Source organism: Halomonas marinisediminis (genome assembly GCF_004347715.1).
GTDB classification, from domain to species: domain Bacteria; phylum Pseudomonadota; class Gammaproteobacteria; order Pseudomonadales; family Halomonadaceae; genus Halomonas; species Halomonas icarae.
In genome coordinates this window covers 149602-160349 of record NZ_SLTR01000006.1, presented here as the reverse complement: position 1 = coordinate 160349, position 10748 = coordinate 149602, and the positions used below count along the sequence as shown (strand labels likewise).

Annotated in this window: 9 protein-coding genes; 6 read left to right on the top strand and 3 right to left on the bottom strand. The window is 63.0% G+C overall.

Translation table 11 applies throughout. From position 1 onward, the window contains the following. Positions 1 to 1216 precede the first annotated feature (1216 nt). Positions 1217 to 2140: a LysR family transcriptional regulator gene (locus E0702_RS06845; protein ID WP_132042236.1), complete on the bottom strand. Its 924-nt coding sequence runs from the start codon at positions 2138 to 2140 to the stop codon at positions 1217 to 1219. 166 nt (positions 2141 to 2306) lie between these two features. Between E0702_RS06845 and E0702_RS06840 the strand changes: the two genes are divergently transcribed. The 3 genes from E0702_RS06840 to E0702_RS06830 all read left to right on the top strand — a co-directional run bounded on the left by E0702_RS06840 (position 2307) and on the right by E0702_RS06830 (position 4677). Beyond that, positions 2307 to 2789: a DoxX family protein gene (locus tag E0702_RS06840; RefSeq protein WP_132042235.1), complete on the top strand. Its 483-nt coding sequence runs from the start codon at positions 2307 to 2309 to the stop codon at positions 2787 to 2789. A 78-nt stretch (positions 2790 to 2867) separates the two neighbouring features. Next, positions 2868 to 3815, top strand: coding sequence for a glutathione S-transferase family protein (locus E0702_RS06835; RefSeq protein ID WP_132042234.1), 948 nt, complete (start codon positions 2868 to 2870; stop codon positions 3813 to 3815). Between the two features lie 52 nt (positions 3816 to 3867). After that, the gene (locus E0702_RS06830) at positions 3868 to 4677 is read left to right on the top strand and encodes a DODA-type extradiol aromatic ring-opening family dioxygenase (protein ID WP_132042233.1); all 810 of its coding nucleotides are present in this window, start codon (positions 3868 to 3870) and stop codon (positions 4675 to 4677) included. 101 nt (positions 4678 to 4778) lie between these two features. Here E0702_RS06830 and E0702_RS06825 read toward each other — a convergent pair whose 3' ends face one another. After that, positions 4779 to 5834 (bottom strand): FUSC family protein, encoded by a 1056-nt coding sequence (locus E0702_RS06825; RefSeq protein WP_132042232.1) that lies wholly within the window; start codon positions 5832 to 5834, stop codon positions 4779 to 4781. A gap of 9 nt (positions 5835 to 5843) precedes the next feature. Next, complete coding sequence (locus E0702_RS06820; protein WP_132042245.1) at positions 5844 to 6878, bottom strand: HlyD family secretion protein; 1035 nt, start codon at positions 6876 to 6878, stop codon at positions 5844 to 5846. Positions 6879 to 7680: 802 nt separating this feature from the next. On the opposite strand from E0702_RS06820, the gene E0702_RS06815 reads away from it, so the two are divergent. The 3 genes from E0702_RS06815 (at position 7681) to E0702_RS06805 (ending at position 10703) form a co-directional block, all read left to right on the top strand. Next, a complete protein-coding gene (locus E0702_RS06815; protein WP_132042231.1) occupies positions 7681 to 8208 on the top strand; it encodes an HPP family protein in 528 nt (175 codons plus the stop codon). 264 nt (positions 8209 to 8472) lie between these two features. Next, on the top strand, positions 8473 to 9666 hold the full coding sequence (locus E0702_RS06810) for a zinc-binding dehydrogenase (protein ID WP_132042230.1): 1194 nt from the start codon (positions 8473 to 8475) through the stop codon (positions 9664 to 9666). Further along, a complete protein-coding gene (locus tag E0702_RS06805) occupies positions 9663 to 10703 on the top strand; it encodes a proline racemase family protein (protein ID WP_132042229.1) in 1041 nt (346 codons plus the stop codon). Before E0702_RS06810 ends, E0702_RS06805 begins: the two co-directional genes overlap by 4 nt. The last annotated feature ends 45 nt before the right edge of the window (positions 10704 to 10748 follow it).

The window sequence follows — 10748 nt, the reverse complement described above, 5'->3', positions numbered from 1 at the left end:
GTTTGGCTGGGTGTCCCAGGTCGCGAAATGAAGCCTGATCGCCTATTCGCGATCACCAGCACCCATCTGGCACCGCTTGGCTGGGTGTCCCAGGTTGCGAAATGAAACCTGATCGCCTATTCGCGGCCACCAGCACCCACCTGGCACCGCTTGGCTGGGTGTCCCAGGTTGCGAAATGAAACCTGATCACCTATTCGCGACCACCAGCACCCACCCGCAATGAGCTGGCGCCAGGTGGCCTGGCATGCGTACTGGGAGTCAGCGGTTATGTGTGAGCTTCTCTGACCGGGTGGCTTAGCCCAGAGTCTCGACGCGACCACGGGCTTGTTTCAACACGGCCTGGGCAGCACCGGTATTCATAGGCAGGTAGGTCCACCAAAGACGCAAACGGAGCTGGCTTTTATCACCTTTTATCCTCGATCCGGTAAATTATCCAGAAACCGGTAATTGAACGAGTGTTCAGGTTTTGTGCGCGTACCGTGATGATCTGCTCGTTGCTTCGATGCTCAGAAAAGCATGGGGGTTACGCCACCTTGCGAGGTCCAGGTGTCAAGCGACACCAGAAACAGGCAATACCAGCTTCCTATATGAGACACAATGCACCCCAGGTGGAGGCGATGCGAATCGAGGGGGCTCCAATGTATCTTTCCAGCGCCTGATCCATCGCTTGGCCAAGGGTCCGAGGTGTAGATTTTGACATGCCTGGACTTAACAGCCTGTGCCCACTAAACTATTCTATGTGTATATGAGGCGGTGTTAATCGGGCATTGGTGAATTAACATCTAGGCCTTTGAAGGTTGTAAGTCACTGATCTTCAAGTTGTTTTTTGAGCACTCCGCCACGAGCGGCGGGGTTTCCACGTTTTCATGATTGGTCTCCGAAGCCAAAGGTCGCAGGTTCGAATCCTGCCGGGCGCGCCAAGCATATCGAAGGGCCTGCAGCGCTGCTGCAGGCCCTTTTTTCTGTTTGTGCCCAAGCGGATTCCTACCTGGTCCTCAATGTCCACCTTGAGGCTCATCGCCAGTTCCGGTGAGCTGGTGCCGAAGGCAACCACACTCAGCCCGATGATCAGTAGTGGCATGCACAGTTGCCGTCGCGAAGAGCCCCTGATCAGCCAGAGCATCGACACCTTCCTCCTTCGCTACTCGCTGAATCAAGAACTTGATGATGGTCGCTAACAGCGAAGCGCGACACTTTGGCGGCGGTTGATGTCGCGTCAGTCGAACTTGTCCCAGAAGGGAGGATCTCCGAAGTAGCCCTCCATGAAGTCGACGAAACAGCGCACCTTGCTCGCCAGCAACTGGCGATGGGCATACACCACATAGAGCGACATCGGCTTGGGCTCGTACTCCGGCAGGATGACCTGCAGCTTGCCAGCCTTGATCGCCGCACCTGAGATAAAGGTGGGCTGCAGGACGAGGCCGGCACCGGCCACGGCCGCTTCGACCAGCACATCGCCGTTGTTGCTGACTAAATCGCTGCTGACCAGGTCGCCGCTAGGATGCTGGCCACGGCCTGGCAACCAGCGGAAGATCGACTCGCCGGCCTCCTGCTCCATGTAGCTGTAGCGCAGATAGCGATGCGGCTCGAGGTCCTCCAGTCGCCGGGGCGTGCCGTGCCGTGCCAGGTACGCGGGCGAGGCACACAGCACCAGGCGTACTGGCGCGACCCGCTTGGCGATCAGCGACGAGCTCTTCAGGTGGCCGATGCGCAGCGCGATATCGAAGCCCTCCTCGACGATGTCGACCTTGCGGTCATTCAGCTGCAGGTCGATGTCGACGCCGGGATGGTCGCGCTGGAAGTCGCCGAGCAGCGGCGCCAGGTGGCGGGTCGCGAAGGAGACCGGCGCGCTGATCCGCAGCAGGCCCCGGGCCTGGGTCTGCAGGTCGCCGAGCTGCTGCTCCACGTCGTCGAGGTCGACCAGAAGCTGCTGGGCCCGCGGGTGATAGCGCCTGCCCGCCTCCGTCAGGTGGAGCTTGCGGGTGGTACGGTTCAGCAGTCGCACCCCCAGGTGATTCTCGAGCTGGGCCACGTACTTGCTCACCAGCTGCGGCGACATCTCCAGGCGCTCGGCGGCGCGGGTAAAACTGCCCTCACTGACCACGCTGATGAAGGCGCGCATGGCATCGAGTCGGTCCATCGGGGACTCCTGGCGAGGTGGCAAGTCAAATTATCAACATAGCATTGATGATAAGGCAACAATTGCCGTCTTAGTCTTTCTTTTTGGTGATAGTAGGGTGGCGTCATCACCCGGGGGGAGCGCCCTCGGGACATTCTCTCCCCAAGAAAGCGTCGAGGTAATGATCATGAATAACCCACTCGTGAAGACCCTGCTCCACTCCCGCGGCGACATGGCCGCCCTGGTCCTGCGCGTCCCGGTCGGGCTGATCCTGGCCACCCACGGCGCGCAGAAGCTGTTCGGCTGGTTCGGCGGCTACGGCCTGGAAGGCACCGCCCAGTGGCTGGCCAGCATCGGGCTCGCCCCGGGCACCCTGATGGCGCTGCTGGCCGGTGGCGCCGAGTTCTTCGGCGGGCTGGCGCTGGTGCTGGGCCTGCTGACCCGTCCCGCGGCGCTGGTATCCGCCTTCACCATGCTGGTGGCGATCTTCGCCGTGCATATCGGCAACGGCCTGTTCATGGCCAACAACGGCTACGAGTATGCCCTGACCCTGTTCGCCGCCACGACGGCCCTGGCGATTCAGGGCGGTGGGCGCCTCGCGCTGGATAATATGCTGCTCAACTCTTTAGAGAATGCACGAGACGGCCAGAGCTCGGTCTCAGGCCAGTAAGCGGGCGCCACATGCCGCCGACAGTGACTGACAGGCGCGCCCCCCAGGGGCGTGCCCATACCACAGGAGAACAGGATCATGCTGGTAAACGGTGTCTGGCAGGAGAACTGGCAGCCGGTGCAGGCGCAGGATGAGCAGGGGCGGTTCATTCGCCAGACCTCATCGTTTCGCCACTGGATCACACCAGATGGGGCGCCGGGTCCCACCGGTAAGGGAGGCTTCAAGGCAGAGTCCGGGCGCTACCACCTCTACGTCGCCTATATCTGTCCCTGGGCCTCGCGCACGCTGATGGTTCGCGAACTGAAGGGGTTGAAGGGAGTTATCGACGTCACGGTCGTCAACCCCCGGCTGACCGATCAGGGCTGGCAGTTCGGCGGCTATCCCGGCGCCGACGAGGACACGCTGAACGGCGCGCGCTACATGCACGAGCTCTACACCCGCGCCGATCCGCAGGTCTCCGGTCGCGCCACGGTGCCGGTGCTCTGGGACAAGCAGACCGGGACCATCGTCAGCAACGAGTCCGCCGATATCGTGCGGATGCTCAACAGCGCCTTCGCCGGCATCAAGGATCAGGGGCCGGACTTCTATCCGCACGACCTCGCCGTCGAGATCGATGCTCTGAACGCCTATCTGTACACGGACCTGAACAACGGCGTGTATCAGGCCGGCTTCGCCTCCAGCCAGCATGCCTATGAAGAGGCCTACGGCAAGGTGTTTGCCGCGCTGGATGAGCTGGAGTCCCGGCTGGCCGATGGGCGCGCCTATCTCTTCGGCGATCGCCTGACGGAAACCGATGTGCGCCTGTTCGTGACCCTGGTGCGCTTCGATGCCGCCTACCATGGTCTGTTCAAGTGCAACCGCAACACCCTGCGCGCCATGCCGGGCCTGCACGCCTACATGCACCGGATGCTGGCCCTCGACGGTATCGCCGATACCGTGCGCCTCGACCATATCCAGGCGGGGTACTATTCCATCAAGGCCCTGAATCCCACCGGGATCGTGCCGGCAGGCCCCGGCACGATCTGACGTCAACCGACGACGTCACGTCCGCTGAAAGCTGACTGGAGGAGTGACCGCGATGAGCACCACGACCGATGTACTCTTCATCTCCCATGGTGGCGGCCCGATGCCACTGCTGGGCGATCCCAACCACCGTGAGATGGTGGCGCGGCTCACGGAGATCGCGGGCTGGCTGCGCAAGCCCTCCGCCATCCTGGTCATCAGCGCCCACTGGGAGGCAGCGGTCCCGACGATCACCTCGGGCGCCAAGCCGCCGCTGATCTACGATTACGGTGGCTTCCCGCCCGAGTCCTACGAGATCACGTATCCCTGCCCGGGTGAGCCGGCACTGGCGCGGCGGGTCCATCAGGCATTGGAGCAGGCCGGGATCTCGGCGCGACTCGATGATCAGCGGGGCTTCGACCACGGGCTGTTCGTCCCGCTCAAGCTGATGTATCCGGCGGCGGATATCCCCTGCGTGCAGCTGTCGCTGGTCGACAGCCTGGATGCCGAGACCCACCTGGCCATCGGCAAGGCGCTGCAGGCGCTGGACGTCGACGACCTGCTGGTGATCGGGTCCGGGTTCTCCTTCCATAACATGGGCGCTTTCTTTGCCCCCGACACCCCGGAGATCCAGGCCCGCAACCAGGCCTTCGAGGACTGGCTCGAGGAGACCTGTGCCAGTGTGGAGATCGAGGAGGGGGAGCGAGCCGAGCGTCTGATCCACTGGGATCTCGCCCCCCATGCCCGATTCTGCCACCCCCGGGAGGAGCACCTGCTGCCGTTGCATGTGTGTGTCGGACTGGCGGAAAAGCCCTGCGATAATCATGTCCACGCCACGATTCTTCGAAAGCGATCAGGAATGTATTACTGGCGAGTGGCTTCATGAGAGAGGTGTGAGCAGGCATCGATCCCTATTGGAATGATGCAGGGTCTTATGCGTATCTGTACCCGACCCTCAGAGCCAGTTCGCTAACGGATACCAGCGGTTCAATGGGGTGGCGTTGCCTGCGCGCATGCGTTCGATGGAGAGTCGGACTGCTCCTTCTGCCAGCGTGTCAGGGCGTCGAGAAGGGCAACGGCGAAGGCAGCCGTAAATGCGCCGGTCAGCGTGAGCACGATGCGCGTGAAGGTGGCATAGCCTGCGTCCTGGGTAGAGAGTGCGCCGGCGATCAACGACAGCGCGACGGATATGGCGTACTGATAGACATTGCTTGGGTGGGGTCCGCTCAACATGCCACTTGCCAACCACAGGCAGCCAAGAAAGATCAAACACAGCAAGATCGGCAGGTGCGGCGACATGGTGAACAGTGCCAGCACCCCCAATGCGACCGCGCCGCCATAGAGCGTGGCTCGGATACGCTGTACGGCTTCGAAGAACACAGCCCTTCGTGTCGGGAAGACCAGCACCATCGCGGCGATAACCGCCATCATCATGTCCGAGGGCTGCATCACGGCATACAGCCAGAAGCTCAGGCCCAGCAGTATGGTGGCTCGTATCGCTGCGCCCACCCTCACATTGCCGCCACCCGCTTGCGGGCGGTCCAAGTGCTGTTCGGTGGTACGGGGCGGAAACAGCAGATAGACCAGTGGTGCCAGGACCAGCGCTACCAGAGAGGCCTGCAGAAAACCAACACGCATCGCCTCGACCGTTGTCGCCCCATGCATGCCCATCACCGACATCAATACGGTAACGATGACGATGAGCATTCCTGCCGGTGCGCCGGTTTTGAGGATGGCATGGAAGCCGGCGAAGTACAGCAGCCACATCACACCGATATAGACGAGCGGCATGCTGTGAAGCGCCTGAACGAGCCATGCCATGGCATAGGTCAGCACGATCATGGCGAGCGGTCCGCCGATGGCCTTGCCCATGCTGAATGCCTTGCGCTGTGCGCCGATCATGCCGACGGAAAGTGCGGCGATGATTGGCGGTAAGGTCGGATTGATCACCAGTACGGCGATATAGGACAGCACACCGACAGTGGCCAGCCGCACGGCGAAAAGTGGGTCTTCGTTGACGTCAGGACGCGGGGCGACGTACATGCGTATGCCTCAGTGCAGGTAACTGGTCCAGGACTGGAGTCGCTGTAAGCCACGCGCCATCCAGGCAATCGGGTTTTGGCTACCGCCGGCCAGGACCACCACATCGACCTTGCCGCCGACCCGCGTCTGACGAGGCCACTCCTCCATGCCGTCCGCCAACTCTATTCGCACCGGGATACGCCGCGGGGGTTCGAACCAGCGGTCGCTCGGCTGGTTGACCACCAGGCCGTCCTGCACATTGCGTCCCGGGTTGATGCCCCAGGCGATGCTTTGTACGCGGCCTTCGAAGATCTTGCCGGGCACGGCATCGAATAGCAGGTACGCGGTATCACCAGGCTCGATGTTCTGGAGCTGATTCTCGCGCAGGTCGACCGTGATCCAGGCGGCATCGGCATCGATAAAGGTCATCGCCGGGTTGCCGGCGCCGATGTACTGCCCCTCCGACAGGGTGACATTGGTGACTACGCCAAAATGCGGCGCCGTCACCATGGTCGAGGCCAGGTCATACTGAGCCTGCGCCAGTTGCGCCTCGGCCGCCAGAATTGCCGGATTGTCCTCTCCTTGGGGCCCAAGCTGAGCCCGAGCGCTCTGGAGGTTGGCCAGCGCACTCTCCTGCTGGGCCGCAGCGTCCGCCACGCGGGCGCGCGCCTCATCGGCCTTGCTGGCAGAGATGACCCCTCGCGCCTCCAGGCGCAGAATTCGATCCGCGTCGGCGCGAGCGTTGTCGAGTGCGACGCGCGCTTGGGTCACGGCGGCCTGTGCAGCGACCAGCGAGGCACCGGATGCGCTGACGTTCTGCAGTGCGGTGTTCAGGTTGGCCTCGGCCTGCTGGACGGCCAGCTCGAAGGGGCGCCGATCGATGGAAAAAAGTGGGCTGCCGGCTTCTACCACCGCATTGTCTGCGACCATCACGCTCGTCACCTGACCCGAAACCCGCGGTGCAATTTGCACCACATGCGCCGAAACGCTGCCGCGTGATGAGGAAGGGGCCAGACGGTCGCTCAACGCATAGAGCGCCACCAGTGCGACCAGCAACACCAGCATCACGAGCGTTATCGGTTTCGCCGGATTACGGTGCGATGTCCTCGGGGCTGATGCGTCGGCAAGGGGCTGTTGCGATGTGTCGCCACTCGCAATGGATGGCTCTGTACCGGTTCCTCCGTTGGTTGCCGAAGATGAGGCATTGTCACGGGGGGGCCTGCCTTGGGGGGTGTTCGCCATGGTCGCTCATCGATCGAATGCTCCGCTGTACCTTTCCTACCACTGCCGTGACTGCGACATACAACCTAAGCCATCCTCCAAGCGGGCATCATGCCCGGTTCACCTTGGCGGCAGGGTTCGAGCGCTTATGCTCACCGCATCGGCAGGCACATGCAAGCAGCTCCCCGACTCGGCCCTTGACCGTTGAAGGCCTCGCCAAATGTCCGACTCTACTCTCGTGGATCCCGGTAACGCTCGCAGTGATCGCCCGCCGTCGAGCTTTGCTCTTCGGCGATATTGCCTGTGATGCTGTCGCTCAGCGGCCTGCTGGAGCTGCTCGACAGCCTTAGCGAGCTGGTCACCGAGATCAGCAGTCGCAGGTTCGAATCCTGCCGGGGACGCCGCCGGATCCGGGAAGAATTTCTCCCCGGGCCATTTTTGTGTCGGCAACTCGTTGACAGGCGCGTCGTCCGCTTCGCTGTCAATGTGGATGCTGACTGTGTCGATAAGGGGGATGAGGCATCGACAAGGCAGGGATATATGATACCAATCATGTTTAATTCATTTTGTTATAAATAATACTTGCTTTCATGTCGATAAGTAATTTGTCAGACTCTGCCGCTCACCCCTTCACGATTCAGGAACGATGAAGACCTATCTGGGAAAGATGCGCGGTGAGCGCCTGCGACGCGATACGCCTGATCTTGGCGATGCCTTCTGGTCATGGCTGGGAGCCGTGGCCGGCATGGGAACGGTCTGCTGGCTCAGTGCGCACTGGCTCTCCCAGCAGCTGCTGATCGTAGCCTCCTTCGGCGCCACCTCGGTGCTGCTCTATGCCGCACCGGAAAGCCCCTTTGCACAGCCGCGCAATGTATTGCTGGGCAGCCTGCTTTCGGCGATGGCCGGGGTCGCCTGCTTCCAGCTGCTGGGCGCTACCACGCTGGCGGTGACCCTGGCGGTATCACTCTCCATCCTGTTGATGCAGCTGACTCACAGCGTGCACCCGCCCGGTGCCGCCGCGGCCCTGATCGCGGTGATCGGCGGGCCCGAGATCACGGGGTTGGGCTGGTGGTATCCCCTGATGCCCATCGGCGTCGGTAGCGCCATCATGGTGGTGGTGGCAGTACTGGTGAACAACCTGGCCCGCCATCGGCGCTATCCGCTGCACTGGTAGGGGACCTGAGCAGAAATAAGCGGTTCGGGACCAAGTGAGTCAGAGGGGAGGGGAGCAACACACAGGGGAAGCCGTAAGGGCGCAAGAGGCACAGAAAAAACCGCCCTCTCCTTGCCGTAAAACAGGAAGGATCACACCGCTATTTGCTACCTCAAGGGCTCGGTTGTTCCGGGGGCGCTCTGCTATTGTGCTGTGGACAAGTTCACGCCGCCGACGCGTTGTCGGTGGCCCCACCAGCATCCCCACCAAGGAGGCAGCAAGCAGATGGCGAAGCACTCTCCCCATGCCACCGTTCCCGCCACCATGTCGGCCATGCTGCTGACCGGCCATGGCGATATCGACAGGCTGGTCTACCGAGATGACGTACCGACCCCGCGGCCGGGCCCAGGCGAGGTGCTGGTAGGGGTCACGGCCACCGCCAAGAACAATACCGACCGCAAGGCCCGGGAGGGACTCTACCCGGTGAAGAAGGGCGAGGTGACCTCCTTTGCCATGGGCGGTGAGCCGACCCTGATCTTCCCGCGCATTCAGGGCGCCGATATCGTCGGGCGCGTGGTGGCGGTGGGCGAAGGCATTGACACTGCACGGATCGGCGAGCGTGGCCTGCTCGACTTCAACCTCTACCCGGATGCCCGCCGCGACATCAACCTGACCCCGGACTACTACGGTCACGGTGCCGATGGCGGCTTCGCCGAGTATGTCGTCGTTCCCTCGGACCAGTTCCATCATGTGCCCAACCCCGAGCTCGACGATGCCGAGCTCGCCGCCCTGGGCATGTGCTCCTATCAGACCGCCTACCATATGCTGACCTCGGCCGGAGTGGCTGCCGGCGAGCGGGTACTGGTCAGCGGTGCCAGCGGTGGCGTGGGCACGGCACTGATCCAGCTCTGTCGCATCCTGGGGGCCGTTCCCTATGCGGTGAGCCAGCCGGAGAAGGCGGAGGCGCTCGAGGCCCTGGGTGCCGAGGCGGTGATCGATCGCGGCGAGCTCGAGGGCTTCGCCCAGCGGGTCCTCGAGGCCACCGGCGGGGCGCCCATCGATGCGGTGATGGACCTGGTCGGTGGCGAGATGACCGACTGTTTCATCGACACCATGATTCAGGACATGAAGGCGCGCACCAGCTATCCGCGGCTCTCCATCGCCGGGGCCAGCGGCGGCAATATCTCGGAGATCCTGTGGACGCGCATCTACCTCTATCAGGTGCAGATCTTCGGTGTCTCCCATGGCACCCGTGACGAGGCCGAGCAGCTGATCGCCTGGATCCGCTCCGGTGAGCTCAAGCCGGTACTGCATGCCACCTTCCGGCTCTCGGAACTTCATCAGGCCGAGCGCTACTTCGTCAGTCGCGGCAGCAACTTCCTGGGCAAGATCGTCATCGTTCCCGACCGCCAGTGGGAGGCGCATGGTGCTCCCTTCGCCCTTGCCGCTCCCTCTTCCCAGCAGGAGTCGCGCCCATGACTCGTCCGCTCAGCTTCAGGATGATGGACACCCACGCCGGCGGCGATGTCAGCCGGATCGTGCTGGGGAGCATCGACCCCCTGCCCGGCGCCACGGTACGCGAGCAGATGCACTACCTGCGAGATGATGCCGATGGCCTGCGCAAGCTGCTGCTGTTCGAACCCTATGGCGTGCCCGAGATGTCGGTGGACCTGATCGTTCCGGCCAGTGACCCCGAGGCGGTCGCCGGCTATATCATCATGGAGGTGATGGGTTACCCCATCTACTCGGGCTCCAATACCATCTGCACCGCCACTGCGGTCCTCGAGGCCGGCATCGTGCCCAAGCGGGAGGGCGTGCAGCGCTTCACGCTCGAGGCGCCGGCGGGACCGGTCAGGATCGAGGCGAGGGTGGAGAACGGCGTGGTGGAGGCGATCACCTGCGAGGGGTTGCCCAGCTATATCGATACCTATCGCGCCTCGATCCAGGTGCCGGGGCTGGGCGAGGTGACCTACAGCGTGGCCTACAGCGGCGGTTTCTATGCCCTGGTGGATGCCGGTGAGCTCGGCTTTCATCTCAACCGCGACGAGGAGCGCGAGCTCGCCGAGTGTGCCCACAAGATCGTCGAGGCGATCCAGGCCGAGCGCGGCTTCTCCCACTACACCCTGGGCGATGTGGGGCCACTGCCCTTCCTGCACTTCATGGGGCCGGTGGAGCGGGTGGCCGATGACTTCTACCGTTCGCGTTCGGCCACCTATGTGCATCCGGGGGTGATCTGCCGCAGCACCACCGGCACCGGGACCTCGGCACGCCTGGCGTTGATGCGCCACGAGGGTACCCTCGAGCCCGGCGACCGGCTGGAGACCATCTCCCTGCGCGAGACCGGCTTTATCGGCACCTTCACCGGTACCCGTCGGGAGGGCTCCCACACGGTGGTAGAGAACACCATCACCGGCAAGGGCCATGTGCTGGGCCACACCGAGGTGGTGGTCAACTGCGACGATCCCCTGGTGGAGTGCAGCGGCCTGCACCATATCCTGACCGCCCGCCACGGCTGAGTCTTGCTCCCACCATCTTGACTGAGTGGTTTCGCCCGCCTTCCC